General features: G+C 70.0%; 23 protein-coding genes and 1 pseudogene. 6 read left to right on the forward strand and 18 right to left on the reverse strand.

The features are described from left to right. Positions 1-540 (reverse strand): tripartite tricarboxylate transporter TctB family protein, encoded by a 540-nt coding sequence (locus tag E5671_RS13140; RefSeq protein ID WP_160504157.1) that lies wholly within the window; start codon positions 538-540, stop codon positions 1-3. Next, entirely contained in the window at positions 537-1,520 is a 984-nt protein-coding gene (locus tag E5671_RS13145; protein WP_160510155.1) for a tripartite tricarboxylate transporter substrate-binding protein, read from the reverse strand. The genes E5671_RS13140 and E5671_RS13145 overlap by 4 nt, the downstream gene beginning before the upstream one ends. A gap of 194 nt (positions 1,521-1,714) precedes the next feature. On the opposite strand from E5671_RS13145, the gene E5671_RS13150 reads away from it, so the two are divergent. Then, positions 1,715-2,401 (forward strand): response regulator, encoded by a 687-nt coding sequence (locus E5671_RS13150; RefSeq protein ID WP_160504158.1) that lies wholly within the window; start codon positions 1,715-1,717, stop codon positions 2,399-2,401. Positions 2,402-2,431: 30 nt separating this feature from the next. On the opposite strand, the gene E5671_RS13155 is transcribed toward E5671_RS13150, so the two are convergent. Genes E5671_RS13155 through E5671_RS13165 form a run of 3 tightly spaced genes read right to left on the reverse strand, consistent with a single transcriptional unit; the run spans position 2,432 to position 3,946 of the window. After that, a complete protein-coding gene (locus E5671_RS13155; protein ID WP_160504159.1) occupies positions 2,432-3,079 on the reverse strand; it encodes a hypothetical protein in 648 nt (215 codons plus the stop codon). 4 nt (positions 3,080-3,083) lie between these two features. Continuing rightward, positions 3,084-3,746, reverse strand: coding sequence for a sigma-70 family RNA polymerase sigma factor (locus E5671_RS13160; RefSeq protein ID WP_160504160.1), 663 nt, complete (start codon positions 3,744-3,746; stop codon positions 3,084-3,086). Next, positions 3,746-3,946 (reverse strand): hypothetical protein, encoded by a 201-nt coding sequence (locus tag E5671_RS13165; RefSeq protein ID WP_160504161.1) that lies wholly within the window; start codon positions 3,944-3,946, stop codon positions 3,746-3,748. Before E5671_RS13165 ends, E5671_RS13160 begins: the two co-directional genes overlap by 1 nt. A gap of 693 nt (positions 3,947-4,639) precedes the next feature. Here E5671_RS13165 and E5671_RS13170 point away from each other — a divergent pair. Beyond that, positions 4,640-5,650 (forward strand): lytic polysaccharide monooxygenase auxiliary activity family 9 protein, encoded by a 1,011-nt coding sequence (locus E5671_RS13170; protein WP_160504162.1) that lies wholly within the window; start codon positions 4,640-4,642, stop codon positions 5,648-5,650. 74 nt (positions 5,651-5,724) lie between these two features. On the opposite strand, the gene E5671_RS13175 is transcribed toward E5671_RS13170, so the two are convergent. The 3 genes from E5671_RS13175 to E5671_RS13185 all read right to left on the reverse strand — a co-directional run bounded on the left by E5671_RS13175 (position 5,725) and on the right by E5671_RS13185 (position 11,197). After that, positions 5,725-6,597: an alpha/beta fold hydrolase gene (locus tag E5671_RS13175; RefSeq protein ID WP_160504163.1), complete on the reverse strand. Its 873-nt coding sequence runs from the start codon at positions 6,595-6,597 to the stop codon at positions 5,725-5,727. 182 nt (positions 6,598-6,779) lie between these two features. Further along, the gene (locus tag E5671_RS13180; RefSeq protein WP_160504164.1) at positions 6,780-7,754 is read right to left on the reverse strand and encodes a DNA polymerase Y family protein; all 975 of its coding nucleotides are present in this window, start codon (positions 7,752-7,754) and stop codon (positions 6,780-6,782) included. Continuing rightward, positions 7,751-11,197, reverse strand: coding sequence for a DNA polymerase III subunit alpha (locus E5671_RS13185; RefSeq protein ID WP_160504165.1), 3,447 nt, complete (start codon positions 11,195-11,197; stop codon positions 7,751-7,753). The genes E5671_RS13180 and E5671_RS13185 overlap by 4 nt, the downstream gene beginning before the upstream one ends. Before the next feature lie 163 nt (positions 11,198-11,360). Between E5671_RS13185 and E5671_RS13190 the strand changes: the two genes are divergently transcribed. After that, the gene (locus E5671_RS13190; RefSeq protein ID WP_160504166.1) at positions 11,361-12,407 is read left to right on the forward strand and encodes an ABC transporter permease; all 1,047 of its coding nucleotides are present in this window, start codon (positions 11,361-11,363) and stop codon (positions 12,405-12,407) included. A 67-nt stretch (positions 12,408-12,474) separates the two neighbouring features. Further along, entirely contained in the window at positions 12,475-13,620 is a 1,146-nt protein-coding gene (locus tag E5671_RS13195; RefSeq protein WP_160504167.1) for an AAA family ATPase, read from the forward strand. Positions 13,621-13,677: 57 nt separating this feature from the next. On the opposite strand, the gene E5671_RS13200 is transcribed toward E5671_RS13195, so the two are convergent. The 8 genes and pseudogenes from E5671_RS13200 to E5671_RS13235 all read right to left on the reverse strand — a co-directional run bounded on the left by E5671_RS13200 (position 13,678) and on the right by E5671_RS13235 (position 21,584). Further along, the gene (locus E5671_RS13200; protein WP_160504168.1) at positions 13,678-14,763 is read right to left on the reverse strand and encodes a S1 family peptidase; all 1,086 of its coding nucleotides are present in this window, start codon (positions 14,761-14,763) and stop codon (positions 13,678-13,680) included. Positions 14,764-15,037: 274 nt separating this feature from the next. Further along, on the reverse strand, positions 15,038-15,970 hold the full coding sequence (locus E5671_RS13205; protein ID WP_160504169.1) for a slipin family protein: 933 nt from the start codon (positions 15,968-15,970) through the stop codon (positions 15,038-15,040). Positions 15,971-16,147: 177 nt separating this feature from the next. Then, positions 16,148-17,047, reverse strand: a complete 900-nt coding sequence (locus tag E5671_RS13210; RefSeq protein WP_160504170.1) for a trypsin-like serine protease — start codon at positions 17,045-17,047, stop codon at positions 16,148-16,150. 261 nt (positions 17,048-17,308) lie between these two features. Further along, complete coding sequence (locus E5671_RS13215; RefSeq protein ID WP_160504171.1) at positions 17,309-18,124, reverse strand: DUF1684 domain-containing protein; 816 nt, start codon at positions 18,122-18,124, stop codon at positions 17,309-17,311. 59 nt (positions 18,125-18,183) lie between these two features. After that, positions 18,184-19,082 (reverse strand): annotated as a pseudogene (locus E5671_RS13220) (transporter substrate-binding domain-containing protein). Positions 19,083-19,096: 14 nt separating this feature from the next. Next, positions 19,097-19,858: an amino acid ABC transporter ATP-binding protein gene (locus tag E5671_RS13225; RefSeq protein ID WP_160504172.1), complete on the reverse strand. Its 762-nt coding sequence runs from the start codon at positions 19,856-19,858 to the stop codon at positions 19,097-19,099. Further along, complete coding sequence (locus tag E5671_RS13230; RefSeq protein WP_160504173.1) at positions 19,855-20,730, reverse strand: amino acid ABC transporter permease; 876 nt, start codon at positions 20,728-20,730, stop codon at positions 19,855-19,857. The genes E5671_RS13225 and E5671_RS13230 overlap by 4 nt, the downstream gene beginning before the upstream one ends. Further along, on the reverse strand, positions 20,727-21,584 hold the full coding sequence (locus E5671_RS13235) for an amino acid ABC transporter permease (protein ID WP_160504174.1): 858 nt from the start codon (positions 21,582-21,584) through the stop codon (positions 20,727-20,729). The genes E5671_RS13230 and E5671_RS13235 overlap by 4 nt, the downstream gene beginning before the upstream one ends. 444 nt (positions 21,585-22,028) lie before the next feature. Between E5671_RS13235 and E5671_RS13240 the strand changes: the two genes are divergently transcribed. Then, on the forward strand, positions 22,029-23,018 hold the full coding sequence (locus E5671_RS13240) for an ABC transporter substrate-binding protein (protein WP_160504175.1): 990 nt from the start codon (positions 22,029-22,031) through the stop codon (positions 23,016-23,018). Positions 23,019-23,038: 20 nt separating this feature from the next. On the opposite strand, the gene E5671_RS13245 is transcribed toward E5671_RS13240, so the two are convergent. Next, entirely contained in the window at positions 23,039-24,307 is a 1,269-nt protein-coding gene (locus tag E5671_RS13245) for a DUF5685 family protein (protein ID WP_160504176.1), read from the reverse strand. 289 nt (positions 24,308-24,596) lie between these two features. Here E5671_RS13245 and E5671_RS13250 point away from each other — a divergent pair, with 289 nt between their 5' ends. Next, complete coding sequence (locus E5671_RS13250) at positions 24,597-25,040, forward strand: cell division protein SepF (RefSeq protein WP_160504177.1); 444 nt, start codon at positions 24,597-24,599, stop codon at positions 25,038-25,040. 13 nt (positions 25,041-25,053) lie between these two features. On the opposite strand, the gene E5671_RS13255 is transcribed toward E5671_RS13250, so the two are convergent. Beyond that, complete coding sequence (locus tag E5671_RS13255; protein WP_160504178.1) at positions 25,054-26,250, reverse strand: acyl-CoA dehydrogenase family protein; 1,197 nt, start codon at positions 26,248-26,250, stop codon at positions 25,054-25,056. Positions 26,251-26,302: the final 52 nt, after the last annotated feature.

Consider the following 26,302-nt stretch of genomic DNA (forward strand, 5'->3'; position numbering starts at 1 on the left):
TCACAGCACTCCCATCAGCGGCCCGCCGGGCAGCGGCACCCCGAGCAGGTTGTTGAAGACGACGTACGTGATGAGGGAGAGCCCTGCCGCGATGAGCGGATCGCGGTCCAGGTGGCGGCTGCCGAGGGCGTACGCCGCGCCCCAGAAGAGCAGGGCGCCCGCGATGGGGAAGCCGAGCGGTTCGATGAGGACGGCGGCGCCGAGGAAGACGCCGGCCAGGAGCAGTACGGTGCGCCAGTCGGCGGGTTCGGACAGGTCGATGTCCTCGCCGCCCTCGGCCTCGCCGCGGCCGCCGCGCAGGACGTCGATCGCGAGGAGCACGGCGACGACCAGGAGTCCGATGCCCACGGCGATCGGGACCGTCTTGGGGCCGATCGGACCGCGCTGGGCGATCTCGACGTCCATGGTGAGCGCGTCGGTGAGGACGAGGACGCCGAGGGCCAACAGCATGAGGCTCACGCCGAGTTCGGAGTGCTCGCGCAGCCAGGCGCGGCGGCTGCTCCCGCTCTCCTCGGGCGGGTTCTCGGTGCTCGTCGTCACAGTCCCAGCTCCTTCAGCACGGAGACCACGCTCTTGTCCTGTTCGGCCAGGAAGTCGCCGAACTTGTCGCCGGTGAGGAAGGCGTCGTCCCAGCCGTTGGTCTTGAGGGACTTGCGCCACTCCGGGGAGTCGTGCAGCTTCCTGACCAGGCCGGTGAGCTTCTTGCGTTCGGCGTCGGAGAGGCCGGGCGGGGCGACGATGCCGCGCCAGTTGGTGAAGTCCACGTCGTAGCCGGACTCCTTGAGGGTCGGCCCCTTGAGGCCGTCGACGCGCTCGGGTCCGGTGACCGCGAGGAGGCGCAGCTCGCCCGACTTGATCTGGTCCAGGTACTCGCCGACGCCCGAGACGCCGAAGGCGACCTTCTTGCCGAGGATCGAGGCGAGGAGCTCGCCGCCGCCGTCGAAGGGAACGTAGTTGACCTTCTTCGGGGCGATCCCCGCGGCGCGGGCCATCAGCATCGGGGCGAGGTGGTCGGGGCCGCCGGGGGACGAACCGCCGCCGACGGGGAGCTTGCCCGGATTCTTCTTCCATGCCGCGACGAGCTGCTTGATGTCCTTGTACGGCGAGTCCTTGGCGACCACGACGACGTCCGGCTCTTCGGTGAGGCGGGCGATCGGGGTGGTGTCGGCGAGGGTCTTGGGCGAGTGGTTGGAGCGTGCGGCGCCCACGACGCCGAGGCCCATGGACATGGCGAGCTTGCCGTTGCCGTGCTCGCCGACAAGGCGGCTGAGGCCGACGGTGCCGCCGGCGCCGGGCAGGTTGAACACCTCGATGTTGTGGGTGAGTCCGGCGTCCTCGGCGTTCTTCGCCGCGGTGCGGGCGGTGATGTCGTAGCCGCCGCCCGGGGTGTTGGGGACCATGAAGCGCAGGCCGGGGATCTGTGTGCCGGTCTCGGAGCCGCTGCCCGTGGAGAGCAGCGGCGGCCCTGCGAGCACGAGCAGCGCGGCCCCGAGCAGGGCAAGGGGTGTGCGCAGACGCACGTGTGCCACCACCTGTCGGTACGTAGGAGTTTGTGAGCGGCCGGGCTCCCGTGGGGGGAGGGAACCCGGCCGCCATCCGCGGGGACGGGGAACCTGTGAGGTGGCCCACATGTTGCCTGCGCGTTAAGAAGCTGTCTCTCTTCCGGAATCAACGGACGTTGTGGTCGTTGTGGTCACACCCATAGCCTGCGGCGATGACAAGGGTGCTGGTCGTGGACGACGACTTCATGGTCGCCAAACTGCACAGCCGTTATGTGTCCGCGGTGGACGGGTTCTCGGTGGTGGGAGTGGCGCACAGCGGTACGGAGGCGCTGGCGGCGGTGGAGCGGCTGCGCCCCGATCTCGTACTCCTTGACATCTATCTGCCCGATATGGACGGCATCGCAGTGCTACGGGAGTTGCGGGCCGTGGAGGAGCGCGACCGGGACCGGCAGCCGCTGGACGCGCTGTTCATCACGGCCGCCCGGGACGCGGAGATCGTACGGGCGGCGCTGCGGGCCGGGGCCCTGCACTACCTGATCAAGCCGTTCAACCAGGCCGCGCTGCGCGAGCAGTTGCTGCACGTGGCGGCGTTGCGGGCCCGCCTGGACGGCCTGGACGAGGCGCGCCAGGAGGACGTCGACCAGATCTTCGGCCCCCGCCCGCCCGGCTCCCGCGAATTCCCGAAGGGCCTGGCGGCCCACACCGCGGACCTGGTCGAGCAGACGCTGCGGGGCCACCCGGCCGGACTCTCCGCCTCGGAGTGCGCACAGGAGGGTGCCCTGTCCCGGGTCAGCGCGCGCCGCTACCTGGAGTTCTTCGCGGACACGGGCCGGGTCGAGGTGACGCTGCGGTACGGGGGGACGGGGCGGCCGGAGCGGCGGTACCGGTGGGTGCGGTAGGGGCCCCGGAGGGCCCACCATGAGCACGGGCTATGAGGCGTTGGCCAGCTCTTCGACCGCCTGGTCCACGAGGTGGGAGTCCGGGTAGGGGACCTTGCCCATGCCGAAGTCCTCCACGGTGTCGACCTTGAGCCGGCGTACGGCCTCGTGCAGGCGCCGCGGCAGACGGGCCGCGCGCGGCGCGACCGGTCGGCGCTGGTGCGGGGAGCGGGGGGCCGGCGGCTCGGCGAGGGTGATGGCCTGCTCGGCCCAGAAGGTGGCATCGCGGACCTCGCCCCGGCTGCGGTGGTAGAGGCTCAGGCACTGCGCGGCGACCGCGTTGCCGGCACCGGCGGAGAACTGCCACCAGAACTGGGCGCCTTCGCAGCAGCCGGCCAGGCTGAGCAGGCAGGCGAAGTACAGGGCGCCGTCGGGGTTGTCGGGCCCACGGCTCGCCAGCTGGGAGAGATGTCCGGCGGCTTCGGGGTGGTGCAGGACTTGGGCGGACACCGCGTCCAGGTGGAGTGTGGCCTGCTCGTGGACGGTGGGCATCTGGCCTGCCGGGCCGGGCGCGGCCCCGAACATCAGGTTCTGGGTGACGTCCCTGACGATCTCCTGCTTGAGGTCGTCGAGGTCGGCGTCGGTGAACACGTCGTCCATCGCAGCCTGGGCGAGGATGGTGTCGATGTGGCTCGGCACGGTGTTACTCCTTCTCGTCGGCGGCTGGATCGATCGACAGATCGAGTTTGATGGCCAGGCGCTGGCGCGCCAGGCGCCGGTGGTAGCGAACGGTATCAGCTTTGATGCCCATGATGTGGGCGATGCGCCGAGAGGGATAGCCCAGGACGTAGTGGAGCACGATGACGTCGTACTGGCGCTCGGGAAGGCCCGCTATCGCGGTGTAAAGGCCGAGGGCGGATTCCATCGCGGTGAACCGGTGACGCGCGGCCTCCAGGGTGGCGCGGGCGGTGTGCTGGAGGGCGGCGCTCTGTGCCACCTGGGACCGGGCGGGCCGCCCGGCCAGCCGCAGGTGGATCTCCACGCGCTGCTTGAGGAGCTTCCAGGCGTAGGCTTCCGGGCTCCCCTCCTTCTGTACGTTGCGCCAGTTCAGGGCGAGGTACCGGTAGCAGCGGCGCACTATGGTCTTGGCGGCGTCTTTGTCGCCGAGCATCGAGTGGGCGTAGCGCAGTTGGGGCTTGGCGTTGCGGGTGTAGCACGCTTCCAGGTCGGGGGGCATCTCGTAGGACATGCCGGTGAGGCTGTGCAGATCCGAGAACGGCGCGTGGTCCATGCCGGCCAGGGAGAAGACGGTGTCCTTGGGCCGCTCGGCGTCCTCGGACGGCACCGACGTGGTGTGGTCGCTCATCACTGGGCCCCCTCGTCGCTCGGGGCCGGCAGCAGCTCGGCGGTGTCGGAGAGACGTTTCCCCTTGAGCAGTTCGGCGGCGCCCACGCGCACTCCGGCACGCAGCAGGCGGCGCGTCAGATGGCGTGCGTCAGGGGCGAAGACCCGCAGCGCGGTGACGACGACCGTCGCGGCGAGAAGTTCGTCGAGGGTGAAGGTCACTGTTCCTGTCCTTTGTCCTGCTGACGGCAGTCCGTCCTGCACCAGGTGCGGACCGCCGGAGAACGTCGATGTCCTCAACCGCAGGATTTCGGATCGCCGGGGGCAAACGCGTATGCCAGAGGCAGCCAATTCTGGACGCAAAGTGACTTGGGAGTAACTGTGGGACAGAATTCACGTTCGAAGTGAACGACGGGTAACCGGCCGTCACTCTGAGTGCAGCCCTCTGGCCAGCGCAAACCTGCCCGCCGCACGACACCCGCACGCGCGGCCCACGCCTCCCCCGGAGCCACTCACACGGACGCGCCGCGTTCAGAATCCGCCCCCAATGTGACTGACGTCACTCCACGATGTCCAACTCCGGTCGCTTACCGGCCTGTTGAGTCATCCGGAGTTGAAAGGCCTACAGCGGATCCCCATGGACTCCCCCGGACCGCCCGGTAGTTCACATACTGGTCAAACAGGGACTCCCAAGCGCCCAGCCTCAGCCCCCGGTTAGCCCTCCCTTAACCCCACCATAAAGATCGCCATCACCCCCTCCCAGCAGGCGAATTCGGGGATTTCAGCGGCTAGCTTTCTCGTCGCCGGGCCGGTTACGAACCGTCGGCGCCGCACGCATTCGGGGGGCGGCACCGGCCGTTCGCAACCGTCTCGTGTCCCCACCCCCCCCAGAACCGCCGCTGAGGAGAACCACTCATGACCGCACGTCGCAAGGTCGCCGCGATCGCCGCCGTCGGCATCGCCCCGCTCGCCCTGACCGCCCTTTCGGCCGCCCCCGCCGCCGCGCACGGTTCGATGACGGACCCGGTGAGCCGTGTCTCCGCGTGCTTCCAGGAAGGCCCCGAGGCCCCGAAGTCGGCTGCCTGCAAGGCGGCTGTCGCGGCCAGTGGCGCGCAGGCCTTCTACGACTGGAACGGCGTGAACATCGCCAATGCCGCGGGCAAGTCGAAGGAGATCATCCCCGACGGCAAGCTGTGCAGCGCGGGCAACGACAAGTACAAGGGCCTCGACCTGCCGCGTGCCGACTGGCCGTCCAGCAAGATGTCCGGCGGCAACCACACCTTCCACTACAAGGGCACCGCCCCGCACAAGGGTTCCTTCGAGCTGTACATCACGAAGGACTCTTACGACCCGTCCAAGCCCCTGAAGTGGTCGGACCTGGAGGAGAAGCCGTTCGTCGACGTCACCGACCCGAAGATGGAGAACGGTGACTACGTCTTCGACGGCAAGGTCCCGGCCAAGTCGGGCCGCCACCTGATCTACTCGATCTGGCAGCGCTCGGACTCCCCCGAGGCCTTCTACACCTGCTCCGACGTCGTCTTCGGCAAGGACAGCGGCGGCGGGGCCGCGGCTCCGGCCCCGACCGCGTCCGCACCCTCCGAGAAGGACATCGCCGCGGGCGCCGAGAAGTCCACCGTCGAGCACCAGGGCCACGGCGACAGCGACGCCAAGACGGGCGCCGAAGCCTCCGAGGCGGCCCCGGCCGCCGGTGACGACACCGCCGGAGGCGACGACACCGCCGCGAACCAGCCCGAGGTGAACGGCGGCGCCGCGAAGCCCGCCGCTGCCGCCAACGAGAACCTCGCCGAGACCGGCGGCGACAGCACCACCCCGTACATCGCGATCGGCGGCGCGGCCGCCCTCGCGATCGGCGCCGCGGCCATGTTCGGCACGGCCCGCCGCCGCACGGCCCGCCACGGCCGCTGAATCCTCTGAGAGCCCGCTGAGCCGCCGCTGACCCCAGTCAGCGGCGGCTCTCGGCTCAGGAGAAGGCTCTCGGCTCAGGAGAAGCAGGTGCTCGGCGTCGCGTGCGCCGGGTCGAGCGCGTTCGTGACCTCGTGGTGCGCGACGCGGTCGAGGATCCCGATCGCCACGTGCTCCGACAGGTCGACGGGGCACAGGTCCTGGATGGTGACGTTGCGTACGCCGGGGCCGTTCAGGAACTGCGTGCGGTACGGGGTGACCACCTCGTCGTACTTGGTGGCGATGACGGTGTAGCGCACGCCCGGGACGGTGTCACCGCCTTCGTTGAGCTTGGTCAGGAACGGCGATCCGGCCACCTGGTCGGCGAGGCTCGGGGTCTTGGTGGTGAGCAGGTCCTCGATGCCGGGGAAGTAGGGCAGCAGCTTGGTGAGGCCGAGCAGCGTGGTGCCGTGGTTGTCCGGTGCGAGGCCGACCAGGGCGTTCACCTTCTCCGCGCCACCGAGGAACTTCAGGTAGTAGCGGGGCATCATGCCGCCCTGCGAGTGGCCCACGAGGTCCGCCTCGGCGGCGCCCGTCGAGGCGAGCACCTTGTCGACGAAGCCGTCGAGCTGCTCGGCCGACTTGTCGATGGGGCCGAGCCCGTTGAAGAACGGCACTCCGGGCAGCTGGCCGTAGTCGAGGGAGTAGACGCAGTAGCCGCGCCTCACCAAGTAGGGCGCCAGGACGAGCCAGTTGTCGATGGAGTTGCCGAAGGTGCCGTGGACGAGGACCACGGGGCGCGGGTGAGCGGCGGACGGCTTGCAGTCGTAGTCGTTCCAGCCGCGCGACGAGGCGGCGGGGGCGGCGGACGCCGTGCCGACGGCGGGAGTGAGGGTGAGCAGGCCCGTCACGAGAAGTGTCATGAGGAGGGCGGCGGTGAACGCTCTGAGCGTTCGTCTCCAGGGCAGCATCGGGTGATCTCCTTGCGGCTCAAGGGAGTTGCGATGGGTGAGCCCTGTGATCCGGATCACGAGGATGCCGTGCACACGACAAATTACGGGCGAGTAGTAAAAGTGTGAAGTTGCGCGTCGGCAAAACTTCCAGCAGGCACTGGCACGGTCACACCGGCAACGTCTTCTGTAGCCCCGGGTGGCTACGCCGCCAGCGTTCCCGGCACGATCGCGCCGGGGCCGAACTTCGCCCGCGCCCGGTCGGCCACCGCCTCGATCCTGCGGGCCCTGTCGTCCACCGGGTCGAACATCAGCTGGTGGGCGGCGTGTTCGGCGGGGCCGAGCCCTTCGGCGCGCAGCGAGATGCCGCGCACCCGGGCCCGCTGGAGGCCGAGCGCCTCGTACATCCGGTACGCGGACGCGGTCAGCGCGCAGGAGTGCGCGGTCGGCTCGGGCAGCGCACGCGTACGGGTCGTCGTGGTGCGGTCCGCGTACCGCACGGTGAGGGTCAGGGAGCGGCACACCTGGTCCTCGTCGCGCATCCGCGCGCCGAGTTCCTCGGTGATGGAAAGCAGCGCCCTGCGGTGCCGTGTGGGGTCCAACTCGTCGCGGGGGAAGGGGCGTTCGGAGGCGAGGGAGCGGGCGGCGGCGTTCGGCACGACGCGTGCGCGGTCGATGCCGTGCGCCTTCTCGTGCAGCTCGCGGCCCGCGCGGGCGCCGACGAGGCGCTGCAGCGTGGACAGCGGCGCGGCGGCCACCTTGCCGACGGAGTCGAGCCCGTACGAGCAGAGGGTGCGGGCGGTGGCGCGGCCGACCCCCGGCAGTTCGGCGACCGGCTTCGGCCCCAGGAACTCCGCGACGGCGTCCGGACCGGCACCCACGGCCCGGGTCACCCCGGGCGCGGCCTCCCGGGCGGCCATCCGCGCGAGCATCGGCCCCGGCCCGGCGCCGATCACGCAGTCCACGCCGTGGTGGGCGAGCGCCCGCACCCGGATCACCGAGGCGAGCTCGACGGCGTCCCGCCCGAAGTAACGCATCGCTCCCCGTACGTCGACGAGCGCGCCGTCGGGCGGCAGGGCCTCGACGACCGGGCTGAACTCGCCGAGCAGCGTGAGCAGCCGGGGCACGGCGGCCTCGTACATCGGCGGCAGAAGGAACCGTACGCAAAGAGTGCTCATCCCGCGCTCCCTGGACTCTGGTGCCACAACTTCCGCCCTGTCGCCGCCCGTTCACCGGGCGGCTGGAGGTCGGCCCAGGGGTGCATCTCGTACCCCGTGGACATCCGGATGCGGCGGCCGTCGTCCGCCGGGGTTCCGTCGGACGCTTCGTCCGGTCCCGGTTCGGCGAGACGTGCTCCCACCGCTTCGAGTCCGCCCTCCTGCCGCAGCTCCACCAGTTCCGCCAGGTTCCACGCGGCGGCGCCGACCACGCTGAGGCTGCGGGGCCCGCGCCGCTGCACCACTCCGCGGACCAGGAGCAGCCAGGAGTGGAAGACGGTGTGCGCGCACCGTTCGTGCGCGTCGTCGAAGAAGGCCAGGTCGACCAGGCCCGTGCCGTCGTCCAGGGTGGTGAAGATGACGCGTTTCCCGGAGCGGATCGGCGGGGTCTGGGTGGCCGCCTTGGCGCCCGCGACAAGGACGGTCGCCCCGTGTTCGGCCTCCCGCAGGCGGCGGGCGGTCAGCACGCCGAGCTCCCGGAGGAACTCCGCGTGGTCGCCCATGAGATGGCGTGAGGAGTCCATGCCGAGGACGCCGAGCTCGGCGCTGAGCCGTTCCGCGTCGTCCAGGTCGGGCAGCCCGGCGGGGGCTGTCTTCCGCCCGCCGGACAGGGGGAGTTGGGCCCCGGAGGAGCCCCGCGAGCCCCGCCGGAGTTCCGTCAGGTGCAGCTGCAGATCGCGGCGGTTGGCGCCGAACGCGTCGAGCGCGCCGACCTGCGCGAGCCGCTGCGCGAGCGGTTTGCCGGGCCTGGCCCGCTCCCAGAAGTCGAGGAGCGAGGCGTAGGGCTGCCCGTCCGCGATCCGCGCGGCCTCGGCCTCGCTGATGCCGTGGACGTCCGCCAGCGCGAGACGCAGACCCCAAGCCTCCCTAGGCTCGGACACCAGTTCGATACGGTGAGCGACCGCTGACCGGTTCACGTCCAGCGGAAGGATCGGCACCCCCCGCCGGCGCGCGTCCGCGAGCAGCAGCCGCTTCGGGTACATCCCGGGGTCGTGCGTGAGCAACCCCGCGTAGAAGGCGGCCGGATGATGGGCCTTCAGCCACGCCGACTGGTACGTCGGCACAGCGAAGGCCACCGCGTGCGCCTTGCAGAAGCCGTACGAGCCGAAGGCCTCGATGATCTCCCACGTCCGGCCGATCGTCTCGGCGTCGTAGCCCTTGGCCGCCGCCTGCTGCGCGAACCAGAACCGGATCCGCCCCTGCGACTCGGGGTCGGAGAGCCCGCGCCGCACCCGGTCCGCCTCGTCGCGCCCGCAGCCGGTCATGATGTCCACGATCTCGATGATCTGCTCGTGGAAGACGACGACGCCGTACGTCTCCTTGAGCGGGCCCGCCAGGTCCGGGTGCGGATAGCGGACGGGCGCGCGGCCGTGCCGGGCCTCGATGAAGGGCCGCACCATGTCGGCGGCGACAGGACCCGGCCTGAAGAGCGAGATGTCGACGACCAGGTCGTGGAAGGTCGCGGGCTGAAGGCGTCCCACCAGGTCACGCTGGCCCGGCGACTCGATCTGGAAACAGCCCAACGTCTCGGTGGACTTGATGAGTTGATACGTCGCCGGGTCTCCCGGCGGCACCGCGTCCACGTCCACCCGCGTGCCCGTGGCCCGCTCGACCTCCTCCACCGCGTGTGCCATCGCCGACTGCATCCGCACCCCGAGCACATCGAGCTTGAGCAGCCCGAGGTCCTCCACGTCCTCCTTGTCGAACTGGGACATGGGGAAGCCCTCGCCGCTGGTGGGCATGACGGGCGTACGCGCGAGCAGCGAGGCGTCGGAGAGCAGCACCCCGCACGGGTGCATGGCGACCCCGCGCGGCAGCGCGTCCAGGGCCTCGACCAGTTCCCACAGGCGGCCGTGGCGCGCCCCTCCCCGTTGCCACTCCCCCGCGACCTCCCGCAGTTCGGGCAGCTCCTCCATGGCCGAGCGGGCGTCCCGGGCGCGGATGTGCGGGAAGGCCTTGGCGATCTTGTCGATCTCGGCCGGGTCCATGGAGAGGGCGGCGCCCACATCGCGGATGGCGTGGCGGACGCGGTAGGTCTCGGGCATGGCGACGGTCGCGACCCGCTCGGTGCCGAAGCGGCCGATGATCGCGCGGTAGACCTCCAGGCGGCGAGCCGACTCCACGTCGATGTCGATGTCCGGCAGGACGGCACGCCGCGTGGACAGGAACCGTTCCATGAGCAGGCCGTGCTCGACGGGGTCGGCGTGCGCGATGCCGATGAGGTGGTTGACCAGGGACCCGGCGCCGGAGCCGCGCGCCGCCACCCTGATCCCCAAGTCACGTACGTCGTCGACCACTTGTGCCACGGTGAGGAAGTAGGAGGCGAAGCCGTGGTACGCGATGATGTCCAGCTCGTGGTGCATCCGCTCCCAGTACTCGCGGGCTTCGGGGGCGCGGTCGTACCCCCGAAGAACCATCCCCGCCGCCGCCCGCGAGGCGAGTACGCGCTGGGCGGTGCGGCGTCCCGCGCCGACGAGGTGCGGCTCGGGGAAGCGCACGGAGCCGAGGCCGATGTCGTCCTCGGGGTCGACGAGACACTCGGCGGCGGCCGTCTGCGTCTGCTCGACGAGGCGGTGGGCGGTGTCACGGCGGAAGCCGGCGGCCTCCACGATCCGCTCGGCGTTGCCCAGCATGGCGTCGGCGCCCTTCAACCACCGCTCCCCGCCGTCGAGTTCCTTGGTCGGGTCGACGGGGACGAGGCGGCGTGCGGCGTCGAGCACGTCGGCGACCGGGCCCATGCCGGCGTCGGCGTAGCGGACGGCGTTGCTCAGTACGGGGCGGACGCCCTGCTCGGCGGCGAAGCCGACGGTGCGGGCGGCGAGCCGGAGCGAACCAGGTCCGGTGCCTTCGCGGCCGTGCCACACGGACTCCAGGCGCAGCGCGTCCCCGTAGCGCTCGCGCCAGGGGGCGATGAGGCGGGCGGCCCGGTCGGGGCGCCCCGCGGCGAGCGCGCGCCCCACGTCGGAAGCGGGGCCGAGGAGCACGGTCATGCCGTCGCCGTGGTTCTCCTCCCACGGAAGCACGGGCTGCCCCTCGCCGCTCCGGTGCGCGGCAGTGATCAGCCGGCACAGCGCGGCCCAGCCCGTGGCACCGTCGCGGGCGAGGAAGGTCACGCGTGGGGTCGACTCGTCGATGAAGGCACCTCCGCGCACCGGGGTCCGCCGCCGCGCACCGCGCGACGGGGCAGGCTCCCCCACCGCGAGCTCGGCCCCGAACAGCGGCCGCACCCCCGCCTTCGCGCAGGCCTTGGCGAACCGGACGGCCCCCGCGAGGGTGTCCCTGTCGGTGAGCGCGAGGGCGTCCATGCCCCGCTCGGCGGCGCGCTCGGCGAGCCGCTCCGGGTGCGAGGCCCCGTACCGCGGGGAGAACCCGGAGACGGTGTGCAGATGCGTGAACCCGGGCACACGCACCTCCTGAAACCCTGAATCGATCCGTTCTCACATCCCCCGCCTCCACCATAGACCAAGTTTCGAACGTACGTACGACACCCGAGTCGAACGGCACTCCGTTTCGCCCATTCGGCCCCGCCCACCTGCGGGAACGACAGGGGACACGGAGCGTGGGGGCATGAGTTTCACCGATGAGTTGAAGAGCGCCGTCACCCCGCGAGCAGCCCTGCTGGTCATCGGTGTACTGGCCTTGCAGCTGCTGTTCATCGCCTCCTACGTAGGGGCCCTGCACGACCCGAAGCCGAGAGACGTGCCCTTCGGAGTCGTCGCTCCGGGACCCGCCGCCCAGGAGACGTCGGACAAGCTCGGCAAACTCCCCGACGAACCGCTCGACCCGCGCGTGGTCAAGGACGAGGCCACGGCCCGGCACCAGATCATGAACCGCGACATCGACGGCGCCCTGATCGTCGACCCCCGGGGCACCACCGACACCCTCCTGGTCGGCTCGGGCGGCGGCACCGTCCTCGCCACCGCCCTGGAGAAGATCGCCACCCAGGTCGAAGGGGCCGAGAAGCGGACGGTCAAGACCGTGGACGTGGCCCCCGCGTCCACCAAGGACTTCGACGGGCTCTCGTCCTTCTACCTGGTCGTCGGCTGGTGCGTCGGCGGCTATCTGTGCGCATCGATCCTCGCGATCAGCGCGGGCTCCCGGGCCGCCAACGGCCCGCGCGCACTGATCAGGACCGGCGTCATGGCGCTCTACTCGATCGCGGGCGGTCTGGGCGGCGCGATCATCATCGGGCCGATCCTCGGCGCCCTGCCCGGCAGCGTCATGGGCCTGTGGGGCCTCGGCTCGCTGATCGTCTTCGGGGTCGGCATGATCACGCTCGCCCTGCAGTCGCTCACCGGCATCGTGGGCATCGGCCTCGCCGTCCTGCTCGTCGTGATCGCGGGCAACCCGAGCGCGGGCGGCGCCTTCCCGCTGCCGATGCTGCCGCCGTTCTGGAAGGAGATCGGCCCCTGGCTGCCGCCGGGCGCGGGCACCTGGGTGGCCCGCTCCATCGCGTACTTCAAGGGCAACGCGATCACCGGGCCGATGCTGGTGCTCGCCGCCTGGGCGGTCGTGGGCACCGCCGTCACCCTGGTCATGTCCGCGCTGCGCGGGGACCGCCAGCCGGGGCAGCGCCCCGCCATGGAGGAGGACACCGGCGCCCACCGCCGGTGAGCCGGGCGGCCTGCCCCGCGGCCCGCTCCCCACGGGCGTTGTCAGACCCGGGTGCGAAGCTGGAGCGATGATCACCACCCTGGCGGTCGAAAACTACCGCTCCCTGCGCAAACTGATCGTTCCCCTGGACCGGCTGAACGTCGTGACGGGCGCGAACGGCACCGGCAAGTCGAGCCTGTATCGCGCGCTACGGCTGCTCGCCGACTCCGCGCGGGGTGGTGCGGTGGCCGCCCTCGCCCGCGAGGGCGGGCTGCCCTCCGCGCTGTGGGCGGGCCCCGCGAAGGCGGAGGCGACCAGCCTGCGCCTCGGCTTCGCGGGCGACGAGTTCGGGTACGGGGTCGACTTCGGGTATCCGATCCCCACCTCGGGATCCGGCGCGGCGCCCTCGATGTTCAACCTCGACCCGGAGATCAAGCGCGAGTTCACCTGGGCCGGGCCCGTCCTGCGCCCGGCCGCGCTGCTCTGCGACCGCGCGGGCCCCGCCGTGCGCACCCGCACTGCCGACGGCGGCTGGCACCGGACCCAGGGCATCCGCCCGTACGACAGCATGCTGAGCGAGCTCGCCGATCCGCAGCTGGCCCCCGACCTGCTGCGGCTGCGCGAGCTGATCCGCTCCTGGCGGTTCTACGACCACGTCCGCACCGACGCCGAAGCCCCCGCCCGCGCCGCCCGCATCGGCACCCGCACCCCGGTCCTCGGCCATGACGGGGCGGACCTGGCGGCGGCCCTGCAGACCATCCGCGAGATCGGTGATCCGGCGGCCCTCGACGCGGCGGTGGACGACGCCTTCCCCGGCAGCCGGGTGGGCATCGTCGAGCAGGGCGGACGCTTCGAACTCCAGCTGCACCAGCATGGGTTGAACCGCCCCCTCGGAGCGGCCGAGCTGTCCGACGGCACCCTGCGCTATCTGCTGTGGACCGCGGCGCTGCTCACGCCCCGCCCACCCTCCCTCCTCGTCCTGAACGAACCGGAGACGAGCCTGCACCCGGACCTCCTGCGCCCCCTCGCGGACCTGATCCTGACCGCGACGAAGGACACGCAGGTCGTCCTGGTGACCCACGCCCGCCCTCTCGCCGATGCTGTGGCCCAGGGAGCGGCACGCCACCGGGTGGACGTCAACTCCATAGAACTGGTGAAGGAGTCGGGCGAGACGACAGTGGCGGGCAGGGAAAGCCTCCTGGACGAGCCGCTCTGGTACTGGCCCAAACGGTGAGGCGCCCCGCAAGGGGCGCCTCACCAGGGGGCCCTGCCCATTAATCCCGGCCGGGATTTAACCGATCTCCGCGCCGAAGGCAGAAAGCGCCTCCGGAACCGGCTGGAAGAACGTCTCCCCGCCGGCGCTGCAGTCACCACTGCCGCCCGAGGTGAGGCCCAGCGCGGTGTCACCCGCGAAGAGCGCGCCACCGCTGTCACCGGGCTCGGCGCAGACATCGGTCTGGATGAGTCCGTTGACGACGTCGCCGTTGCCGTAGTTCACGGTGGCGTCGAGGCCGGTGACCGAGCCGTCGTGCAGCTTCGTGGTCGAGCCACTGCGCTGCACCTTCTGGCCGACGGTCGCGTCGCCCGCCTTGGTGATGGCCTGCGTCGAGCCGTTGTAGAGGTTCACCTCGCTCGGGTGCGCGGTGTCGCCGCTGTACTTGACGATGCCGTAGTCGTTGTCGGGGAAGCTGGAGCCCGCGTTCTCACCGATGGCCGGGCCGCCCTGCTCCTCCGACCAGCTGGTCACCGCCTCGGTGCAGTGCCCGGCGGTCAGGAAGTGCGGGGCACCGTCCTTGACCACGTTGAAGCCGAGCGAGCAGCGGCTGCCGCCGCCCCAGATGGCGTCGCCGCCGGCGATGAAGGGTTTGAACTCCCCCTTGCTGTGCTGGAGTTCGGCCTTGGAGCCGAGTCCCTTCACGACCGCGCCGAGCTTGTCGAGCTCGGCGCCCTTGACCGTGCGGTCCGCCGTGACGACGACCTTGTTGGTGGCCGGGTCGACCGCCCACGAGGTGCCGGGGATGGATGCCTTGTCGCTGAGCGTCGAACGGGCGCTCTTCAGCTCCGCGAGGGAGTTCTCGACGATTCTCGCCTTGGCGCCCGCCGACTCGACGGCGTCGGCAGCGCTCTTGTCCAGGACGTTCACGACGAGGTTCTTGGCCTTGGCGTCGTAGTAGGTGCCTGCCGCGTCCAGGCCGAGGTCCTTGCCGAGGGACGAGGCGAGCTTTCCGGCCTTCGCGACCGAGAGGGTGTCCGGCGTGGGGGTCGGGGCACTCTCACTCGCGTTCGCAGTCTGGAAGGTGATTCCGGCGGCGATCAGTGCGGTGATGCCCGCACCTGCCACGGCGGCACGTCGCTTGGATATGCGTCGGTGCTTCAACTCACGTCCTCCTGTGGGGGGTCGGCCCGTTCGGTGTGGGGACCTGGGGACCGGAAGGCGTACCGGCACGGAGTCGCACACGCTACGAAAGCCGCGTCCATGCCAAAGGTTGGGCCCACTATCCCGATACCGCCTGGTAGCACACAAGGTCTACTTCAGGACGCGCACGCGACAATCACCGTGCGCCCCCCGCCTCTTCACCAGCGCCGGTCTCACCACGTCGGTTCCCGGTGCAAACACCGCGTGCGAGCGAGTGATCGGCAGCGGGTAAGGACTAGTCCTGTCCGGTTCTCGACGCTCCTGGCGCCTCCCGCGCACCGGCTTCCGAATCCGGAGCACCGAAATCCGGCAGCGCGACAGCGGGAGTCTCGGTCACGGCGGCGGGTGGATCGGCCGCCACGGCGGGAGACTCGGGCACAGCGGTGGGCGGCGGCTGCTGCTGCTGCGCCTGTGTGGCCCGCTCCAGGAACCGCAGCAGTTCCACGGGGAAGGGCAGCACGAGGGTCGAGTTCTTCTCGGCGGCGACCGCCACCACGGTCTGGAGCAGCCGCAGTTGGAGCGCGGCAGGCTCCTCCGCCATCTGGTGCGCGGCCTCGGCCAGCTTCTTGGACGCCTGCAGCTCGGCGTCCGCGTTGATCACGCGGGCCCGCCGCTCGCGGTCCGCCTCGGCCTGTCGCGCCATGGACCGTTTCATGGTCTCCGGGAGCGACACGTCCTTGATCTCGACCCGGTCGATCTGCACGCCCCACCCGACCGCGGGAGAGTCGATCATCAACTCCAGGCCTTGGTTGAGCTTCTCGCGGTTGGAGAGGAGATCGTCCAGGTCGCTCTTGCCGATGATCGAGCGCAGGGACGTCTGCGCCATCTGCGAGACCGCGAAGCGGTAGTCCTCCACCTGGACGACGGCCTCGGCGGCATCGATCACCCTGAAGTAGATGACCGCGTCCACGCGCACCGTGACGTTGTCCCGGGTGATGCCGTCCTGCGCGGGGACCGGCATCGTCACGATCTGCATGTTCACCTTACGGAGCCGGTCCACGAACGGCACGACCATCGTGAACCCGGGCCCGCGCACCGAGCTCTGCAGCCGCCCGAGCCGGAGCACCACACCCCGTTCGTACTGTTTGACGACACGCGCCGCCGCCATGACATAGACCACTCCGGCAGACCCCACGGCTACTCCCGCCGCCACCAGCTCCTCGACCATGCCGGCCCCCCAGGGTCCGAATTGGGCGTGTTGGGCGTGCACTTCGAAGGTAACGCCGCAGGGCGCACAAAGGGAGACGGGAGACAGGAGAGAGAGCCTCCGCCCGGACTTCTTCCGGACGAGGGCTCTCCTGCTGCTGGCTGCAGACTGGCCGTACGTGGATCAGTCGTACGTGGATCAGTAGACGCTCACGCCGTACCGGCTCAGCGCCTCGGTGACCGGCTGGAAGAAGGTCGTGCCACCCGAGGAGCAGTTGCCGCTGCCGCCCGAGGTGAGACCGAGTGCCTTGGTCCCCGCGTAGAGCGGGCCGCCGCTGTCTCCGGGTTCGGCGCAGACCGTGGTCTTGATCATGCCGTAGACGATGTCGCCGCCGCCGTAGTTGACGGTCGCGTTCAGGCCGGTGACCCTGCCGCTGTGGGTACCGGTGGTCGAGCCGCGCCGGGTGACGGCCTGGTTCATGGTGGCGTTGCCCGCGCTGGTGATGTCCTGGCTGCCGACCGTGCCCGACTTGGTGATCGAGCCGTTGGTGTACCTGACGATGCCGTAGTCGTTGGTCGGGAAGCTGGAGCCGTGCGTGGACCCGAGGACCGTGGTCTTCGCGGAGTTGGCCCACCAGGTGCCCGCACCGTCGGTGCAGTGCCCTGCGGTGAGGAAGTAGTAGGTGCTGCCGCTGCGGACGTTGAAGCCGAGCGAGCAGCGCCAGCTGGACGCGTAGGTCGCGTCGCCGCCGGAGATCAGCTTGGTGAACTTGCCGGGAGTGCGTTCGACCTTGAGGGCGCCCGCGTTGCTGCCCGCCGCCTCCTTGATCTTGGCGATCTCGGCCTTGGAGACGGTGCTGTCGGCGGTGACGACCAGGCGGTTCGACGCCTTGTCGACGCTCCATGCGGTGCCTGCGACATCCGCGTCGAGCACCGCGTCGCTCGCCTTGGTGAGCTGCGCCGAGCTGAAGGTGGTGACGTCGTTGGCGTTCGCAGCAGGGACGGCGAGCGCGCCGACGGCCACGAGTCCGGTGGCCACGGCGAGCAGACGAGTACGTCTCGCTATGCCGCTGCGGGGGGTGGTGCGCTTGTTCCTCACTTGTTGTTCCTCCCGAGGGGAAGTCAGTGGGCCCTTGTGGGTTGAGGGCCCGTGAGGCGCAGCCAATGAGCAAAGGGCAAGCCGGATTCCGGATACGCCGTGCTCCTGACAAGCGCTGCTCGGGAGTATTCGGGCCACGGACACCGCGCACAAGGGCGCCTTTCGGCCTTCATCAGCCGGATACACGGCAACCGGCCCCGACGGCTGTCGTACCTGTCGTACGCCGTCGGGGCTTGGGTCATCGGCTCTTTTTCTGACGTGTCAGCGACCGATGAGGTTCCGCTCTCCCGCGGCGATCTCGGCGTCAAGGGTGTTGCCCGGGGGCGGGAAGGGGCAGATGAAGTGGTCGGCGAAAGCGCACGGCGGAAGAAGCGCGCGGTTGAAGTCCACCGTCGTGCGGCCATCGGCGTCCGGCGCGGCGGGCCGCAGGAACCGGAACCGGTAGCTGGACACCCCGCTGGTCGCGTCGGCGAACACCGCCCACAATGAGCCGTCGCCCTCCACCGACACCTGGAGCGTGTGGTCCTTTCCGGCCAGGGTGAAGGCCAGCTCACCGCCGAGGCCGAGGCCCCGCTCCACCCCGTCCGCGTTGCCGACCCGGACGGTGCGCACCCCGGTTCCGTCGCCGTCGGTGCTCTCGGCGGCGTACGGCGTGAAACGGCCCGGCACCGCCCAGCGCGCGTCGTACGCGGTGGCCTCGATGCCCTGGAAGGCTCGGCGCGTTGCGGACTCCGGGTCGAAGTCGCGTACCGCCCAGAGCCCTTCGCGCCGCAGCACGACCAGGCGGCGTTCGCCGTGCCCGACGCGGGCCGCGCCGACAGGACCGGGGTCGGCGGCGAGCCGGGCCTCGCCGCTGAACAGCTGCCCGTCGAGGGTGAGCCCGTCACCGGCCTCAGCGGTCAGGACGATCTCGTCGGCCGCCTCGGTCCAGCGCCCGGGGATGTCCGGAAGCGATCCGTCCGGGTAGTCCGCGAGCCAGTGCGTGCCGGTGAGGGAGAGCGGGCCGTAGGGCGCCGCCACCGTCTCGGTCCGCTGCTCGTGCCAGTGCTTCCAGTCGCGTACTGCGTCCGTCGTCATGTGACCAACCCTTCCATATGGACATAAGGCATCCCCTTACGACTCCCTGCTTACGGCCCCTACGGCTTCGGCAGGCCCTTGGGGTTGATCTGCGACTCCTTCACGGCCTCGCTCGTCAGATCCCAGCGCCCCAGGACCTCGGCGTAACTGCCGTCCTTGATCACGTGGTTGAGCGCCGCGGCGTACGCGTCGACGAGGCCGCTGTCCTTCTTCGTGGTGGCGGCGATCTCGCCCTGGATGTCGGGGCCCCCGCCCGACAGCGTCCCGATGATCTTCGTCTGCCCCGATGACGCGACGTGATAGGCGGCCGACGGGTTCGGTCCGAGATACGCGTCGATGCGGCCCGACTGGAGGGCCAGGTAGTAGTCGGAGTCCTTCTGGAAGTACTTGATGGCGACCGGCTCGCGCCCGGCCTTCTCGTTCTGCTCGCTCCAGTCGACGAGGATCTTCTCCTGGTTGGTGCCGGAGGAGACCGCGATCGTCCTGCCCGCCACGTCCGCCGGCTTCTTCGCCGTCCAGTCGGCGTCCTTGCGCGCCTCGAAAGCGATGTTGTCGTGGCGGTAGGTCGCGAAGTCGTACTTCTCCTTGCGCTCATCGGTCACTGTGACGTTCGAGAAGACGCCATCGAACTTTCCGCTGTCCAGACCGACGAAGAGGTTCTCCCAGGAGACCTGTTCGAACTTCGGCCGCAGGCCGAGCCGAGGGGCGCGACCGAGTCGGCGCTGCCGCCGAGCCGCAGCGTGCCGCGCTCGCGCACCTCCTCGGGCACGAGTTTCGCTATCGCGTCGACCTTCTTCCCGCGTACGCGGTTCTGGTCGGGTCCGATGTTGATGCCGCCGACCTTCTTGGTGCCGGGCTCACCGCCGGTCGCGGCGTCGCTGTCCCCGCCGCAGGCGCTCAGCAAGGGCGCGAGAGCCAGGGCGGCGACAGAGACGGAGAGAGTGCGTCGGGAAAACATGCGGGAGCTCCTAGCTAAAGAACCTTGGAAAGAAACGCGCGGGTGCGGTCGTGCCGCGGACGGTCCAGTACGTCGTCGGGGGCGCCCTGCTCGACGATGAGCCCCTCGTCCATGAAGACGACCGTGTCGGCGACCTCACGCGCGAAGCCGATCTCATGGGTGACGACGATCATCGTGGTGCCCTGGCGCGCCAAGTCCTTGATGACGTCGAGGACTTCACCGACCAGTTCGGGGTCGAGCGCGGACGTCGGCTCGTCGAAGAGCAGCAGCTTCGGTTCAAGGGCGAGCGCGCGGGCGATGGCCACGCGCTGCTGCTGTCCGCCCGAGAGCTGCTTGGGGTACGCGTCCGCCTTGTCGGCGAGACCGACCCGGGCGAGCAGGGTCCCGGCGTGGGCGACGGCTTCCTTGCGCGGCCGCTTCAGCGCCGAGACGGGGGCCTCGACGATGTTCTCCAGGACGGTCAGGTGCGGGAAGAGGTTGAAGTTCTGAAAGACGAAGCCGATCCGGGTGCGCTGTTTGAGTACGTCGCGTTCGCGCAGCTCGTACAGCTTGTCGCCGGAGCGCCGGTAGCCGACGAGCGCGCCGTCGACGCTGATCCAGCCCTTGTCCACCTTCTCCAGGTGGTTGATGGCGCGCAGGAGCGTGGACTTGCCGGAGCCGGAAGGGCCGAGGATGACGGTGACTTCCCCCTTCCGCACCTCAAGATCAAGGCCCCTCAGTACTTCCAGGGACCCGAAGGACTTGTGTACGGACCGGAGTTCGACCATCGCGCTCATCGCGATGCCCCCTTCGAGAAGTGACGTTCGACGTAGTGCTGGAGGATGGAGAGGGCGCTGGTCAGCAGGACGTACCAGGCGGTGGCGACCATCAGGAGCGGCACGACGCGGCCGTTGCGGCCGTAGATGACCTGCACCTGGTAGAAGAGCTCGCCGATCGCCATCACGGAGACGATCGAGGTGCCCTTGAAGAGGGAGATGATCTCGTTGGCGGCGTTGGGCAGGATCGAGCGCATCGCCTGCGGAAGGACGATGCGGCGGATCTGCCGCAGCCGGGGGATGCCGAGCGCGGCCGCCGCCTCCAACTGCCTGCCGTCGACGGACAGTACGCCCGCGCGCACGATCTCGGCGGCGTACGCGGCCTGGTGCAGGGCGAGTCCGAGGACCGCCGCGCTCATCGCGCCGACGAGCCCCATCGTGTCGAAGGAGAAGAAGCCGGGCCCGAACGGGATCCCGAACTGCAACTCCTTGTAGAGATAGGCGAGGTTGAACCAGAACAGCAGCTGCACGATCAGCGGGATCGACCGGAACGCCCAGATGTAGGCGAAGGCCACGGCCTTGAGGAAGGGGCTGGCAGAGAGCCGCATGAAGGCGATCACGATGCCGAGCGCGAAGCCGAGAGCCGTTCCGTAGAAGGTGAGCTGGAGGGTGACCCAGACCGCCTTGAGGATCACGTCCGCGGTGAAGAACTCGGCGAACACCTCCCATTCCCAGCCGGAGTTGGTGGCGAGGCCGTGCGCGAACTGGGCCACGAGGACGGCGGTCGCGACAACGGCGGCCCAGCGCCAGGGGTGGCGCACGGGGACGACCTTCAGCGCGCCGAAGTCGTCCTTCGCGACGTCACTGGCCGGCTTCTGCTCCGTCACGCTCATCGGGCGCGCTCCGAACCGCGCGCGTAGTGCCGCTCCACGTAGTACTGGCCGACGCTGAGGAGCGAGGTGATCACGACGTACCAGAGGGTGGCGACCAGGAGCAGCGGGATGACCTGGTAGGTGCGGTGGTAGACCAGCTGCACGGAGTACAGGAGATCCTGCACCGCGATCACGCTGACGATCGACGTGCCCTTGAGCGTGCCGATCAGCATGTTCCCGGCGGGCGGCACGATGGAGCGCATCGCCTGCGGAAGGACGATCCGCCGCCATCTGCGCCACCGGCTGAGCCCGAGCGCCTGCGCGGCCTCGATCTGCCCGCGGTCGACGGAGAGGATGCCGCCGCGCACCACCTCGGCGGCGTACGCGGCCTCGTGCAGGGTGAGCCCGATGACGGCGATGGTGACGGGCCCGAGGAGGTTCACCGTCTTCACGCCGAAGAGGTACGGATACAGCGCCCCGATGTTGAACCAGAACAGCAGCTGCACCAGGATCGGCATCGACCTGAAGAGCCACACATAGCCCCAACTGACCGCACGCAGCACGGGGTTGGACGAGAGTCGCCCCAGGGCGAGCACCGCGCCGAGCGCGAAGCCGAGCGCCATGACGACGGCGGTCAGCCAGAGCGTGAGCCACAGTCCGCGCAGCACGGACGCGGAGGTGAAGTAGTCGCCGACCACGGCCCACTGGAACGCGTCGTTGCGGACGACCGAGTTGAGGGCGAGCGCGAGGAGCACGAGGACCGCGGCGGCGGCCACCCACTGCCCGGCGCGGCGTTGCGGCACGATGCGCGGTACATCGGGTGGTGGGTCATGGGGAGGGGCGGTCGCGGCTTTGGCGAGCGTGTCGGAAGACATGGCGAAGGCTCCGTGGATACGGGTGGTGCCTTCACACGGACCGAGCCCCTCAGCACGATCCGCCTTGAGAGTACGGGGCGCTTTCGGCCCGCTGTCAAGGCTGTCCAGGATATGAGCGTTACGTCTCACGGCAGTTGACGCGGAAACGGATGCCTGCTCCACTTGCCCCATGCATCCGCAGCAGTGGCTGGTCACGCGCTCCCACATCGACTTCGGTCGAGTGTGGTCGGCGTCGTGTTCGACGACTCTCTGAGCCGACCCCCTGCGCGCTGAGCCTTTTCCGTTTCCCGGGGCTCTCCCGCCTTGCATCTCCCGTGCGCTCACGCGCCGTTGACCTCGCCTTCACACGCGTACACCGCCGCCGCGCCGCTCTGCGCGACGGCGCCCCCTCCCCTCGTACGTCCGCTTCACCCTGCCCTGCTGCCCGATGGAGAACGTCACGCCATGAGCAAGCCCGCGCATTCCCGCGCCCCGCATCCCCGCGCCCCGCATCCCCGTCGTATCCAGGCGGCCTTCGCCCTGATCACCGCCGCCACACTCACGCTCACCGCCTGCGGTTCCGGCGGCACCGCAGACACCGCGGGTGGCGCGGCACCCGCTGGCAGGAGCGACAAGATCCCCACGCGGGACGTGGTCTCCCCGGTCAAGAAGAACGCGGCGGCCGCGAAGCTCCTGCCGGCGGACGTACGCGAGCGGGGCACCCTGAGTCTCGCGACCGCCGTCGGCGGAAGTCCGCCCGGCAACACGTATCTGGAGGACGGCAGGACAATCGTCGGCCAGGACGCCGACTTCGCGGAGGCCGTGGCCAAGGCGCTCGGCCTGAAGCTGCAGCGCGAGGCCGCGAGCTTCGAGGCGATCCTGCCCGCGCTGGACAGCGGGAAGTACGACCTGGGCACCGGCAACTTCGGCGTGACCGAGGAGCGGCGCAGGACCATCGACTTCGTCACGTACATCAACGACGGCCAGGGCTTCGCCGTCCGCGACGACAGCGAGCTGAAGAAGGTCACCGACTTCAGGCAGCTGTGCGGCCTGAACGTGGCGACCGGCGCCGGCACCACCTTCGAGGTCACGCTGGAGAACAACAAGCACGTGTGCGAGGACGCGGGCGAGAAGCCGTACAGCGTGAAGACGTACGCCGAGCAGGGCGCGATCTGGGGCTCGCTCCAGCTGGGCCGCAGCGATGTGGTGATGTCCACGATCAACGGCCTGCGCTACGCGGTCGCCCACCAGGAGGGCCTGAAGTTCCTCGGCGAGTACCACCGTCTCGACGTCGGCTTCGCCTTCAAGAAGGGCACGAGGCTGGCGCCGGCTTTCCGGGCGGCGGTGAACGGGCTGATCGAGGACGGAACGTACGACCGCATCCTGAAGAAGTGGGACACGCAGGGCTCAGCGATCGAGGAGTCCCAGATCTCACCTCCGGAGATCAAGGACTGACCCGCGCCCCAGTCCCGTGCCTAAAGCCCGCAGTCACAACAAGAGCAGCACTCGCAACACGAGCAACACCCGCTGTCACCACAATTGCTGCAACAGCCCTCCCGCTTCTTGCGGGACCAGGGGCCCTCGTAAGAATCGGCGCAGCACAGCTTGCAGGTGCAGCAGAGGCCGATGGCGACCGCGCACCCCGCCCAGAAGCCCCGCTTGCCCGGCTTCGGCGGCTGCGGCTCGAACGAGGGCCCACCACCGAAGCCGCCGGGACCACTGGGACCACCGGGACCACCGGCACCTCCCGGCGCCCCGCCTCCGTAGGGGTTGCTGTTTCCGTACGGCCCGCCCTGCTGTCCGTATGGCCCACTCTGCCCCGGGGATGACGGCGGCGGTCCGAAAGAACCGCCTTGATGGGCCGTCACCTCATGTGTGTGTCCGCACGCGTCGGTCCCGAAGGCCCGGTCCACCGAGCGCCCCAGCTCGTGCGCGAGCAGCACATGCGCCAGCTTGCCGTCGGTGAATTCGGCGTCGCGCAGCGCGAGCCGTATGCCGTGCAGGGCGTCGTCGGCGAGGCGCCGCGCCTCTACGAGGCCGGTGCCCGTGGCCGTCAGGGGGTTCCACGCACCCGACGCGGCGTCAGCTTCCTTGTCCTCCACGGCATCCAGGAGATGCGCGAGCCTGCCGAAGAGCCGCCCGGCCTCGGCGAGCGGTTCGGCGTTGCCCGGCCTGCCCGCGATGACGGCGGTGTGCGCGAAGGCCGCGGCGGTCGCCGTCTCGGTGGGCTCGGTGACCGTGAGCAGGGAGGTGCCGGGGCCCGCCAAGCCCTCGATGCCGACCTGCCGTTCGACGGCGTCGAGCAGGACCGCCGTGTCGAAGCCCACGTCGGCGCCGGTGCGGGCACCCGCCCGGTCCCAGCTCCGTGCGACCTTCCGGGCCGCGGCGGCCACCGGCCTGCGCGCCAAGAGGCCGTCCCCGTCGACGACGTGGTCGCGTACCTTCGCCGACGCGAGCACCAGCGAGACCGCGGCGGCGAGCCGTGCTCCCTCGCCCTGCGCGACGGAAGCGGTGCGCATGCCGCGCAGCGGACAGGGCCCCGCGGTGCGGCGCCAGCCGGTGGACTGCTTGCCCTGAGCCTCCGTCAGAACCGAGATGATCAGGCCGTCGTAGTTGGTCACGACGCGGGCGAACTGCCCGTGATCACCGCGAAGGGCGAGGCAGAGACCGCACAGATGCGCCATCCATTGCGTCTTGAGACCCTCACCGAGACGATGGCTGCAGGGCCTGACGATTCCGAACATACGACTCCCCCGAGAGCCCGCAGACGATCAACTCGGGCATCGTATCGAGGGGTACGTTCACCCGGACGCACCGGTCGTCACCCATACGCCGTGAAGAATCATATTTCACTCACTGTCAGCAGCCGTACACAGCTGGACCCTTGGGGAATCACGCGGAACGGCGTGTTGACTCTGCACCAGTACCGTCACGAAAACCCCGCGCGGCGACTATCCACTTGGCGCACTATCCGCATCATGGACGAACATGGGGATGCGGAACGCAGAAAGCCCGCTGTGAGAGGAGGCGTCCATGGGATCGGTGCGCAAGGCGAGTGCCTGGCTTGGCCTCGTCGACGACAACAACAATGACGAGCGTTACTACGACGGCTACGACGACGACGGGGCCGAGGGGCCCGGCGAAGCCTGGGTGACCGACCCGCGGGTGCGGGTGGTGGCCGAGGCCGCCGAGGAGGAAGGGCGCCGGATCGGGACCGTGACCCCGGACAGTTTCCGGGACGCGCGCGGCATCGGCGAGCTCTTCCGGGACGGTGTCCCGGTCATCATCAACCTCACGTCGATGGAGCCCGGCGACGCCAAGCGCGTCGTGGACTTCGCGGCGGGCCTCACCTTCGGTCTGCGCGGTTCCATCGAGCGCGTGGCGACGCGGGTCTTCCTGCTCACCCCCGCCGACACGCACATCGTCAACGGGGAGGCCACCAGCCGTCCGACGGACGGTTTCTTCAACCAGAGCTAGTGGGCGAGGCCGCTCACCGGAAGGCGTCAAGGCCGGTGAGCGCCTTGCCCAACACGAGTTGATGCATCTCGACGGTGCCCTCATAGGTGAGCACCGATTCGAGATTTGTCGCATGCCGCATCACGGGGTACTCCAGCGAGATCCCGTTCGCACCCAGGATCGTCCGGGACGTGCGGCAGATCTCGATCGCTTCTCGTACGTTGTTGAGCTTGCCGAAGCTGACCTGTTCGGGGCGGAGCCTTCCCGCGTCCAGGCGGCGGCCGAGGTGGTGCGCGAGCAGGATGCCCTTGTGCAGCTCGACCGCCATGTCGGCGAGCTTGGCCTGGGTGAGCTGGAAGCCGCCGATGGGCCTGCCGAACTGCTCGCGGGTCTTGGAGTATTCGACGGCGGCCTCGAAGGAGGAGCGGGCGGCGCCCATGGCTCCCCAGACGATGCCGTAGCGCGCGTGGGAGAGGCAGCTCAGGGGGCCCTTGAGTCCGGTGACCTCGGGAAGCACGGCGTCGGCCGGCAGTCGTACCTCGTCAAGGACCAGCTCACTGGTGACGCTCGCGCGCAGCGACCACTTGTGCTTGATCTCGGGGGCCGAGAAGCCGGGGGTCTCGGTGGGGACGACGAAGCCCCTGATCCCGTCGTCGGTGTGCGCCCAGACCACGGCGACCCCGGCCACGGAGCCGTTGGTGATCCACATCTTGCGTCCGGTGAGCACCCAGTCGGTGCCGTCCTTCTTGGCGAAGGTGCGCATGGACGCCGGGTCGGACCCGTGGTCGGGCTCGGTCAGGCCGAAGCAGCCGATGATCTCGCCCGCGGCCATGCCGGGCAGCCAGCGCTGCTTCTGCTCCTCGGAGCCGAAGCGGTGGATGGCGTACATGGCGAGGGAGCCCTGCACGGAGACGAGCGAGCGGATGCCGGAGTCGGCGGCCTCCAGCTCCAGACAGGCGAGCCCGTACTGGACGGAGCTCGCCCCGGCGCAGCCGTAGCCCTCCAGGGACATGCCGAGCGCGCCGATCGAGCCGAGCTCACGGGCGAGCTCGCGGATGCCGGGCAGTTCGCCCTTCTCGTACCAGTCGGCGATGTGCGGCATGACGCGGTCGGCCGCCCAGGTGCGGACGGTCTCGCGGATCGCCAGGTCCTCCGGCTCCAGGAGGTCGTCGATACCGAGGGGGTCGGCGGGGTCGAAGGGCGGCAGAGGGGTGCGGGCGCTTGCGGACATGCGGGCCTCCGGCGACACGAAAACTAGCAGTGGTAGTTAGCTACGGTTCGCG

It is taken from the genome of Streptomyces sp. BA2, assembly GCF_009769735.1.
Taxonomy (GTDB): Bacteria; Actinomycetota; Actinomycetes; order Streptomycetales; family Streptomycetaceae; genus Streptomyces.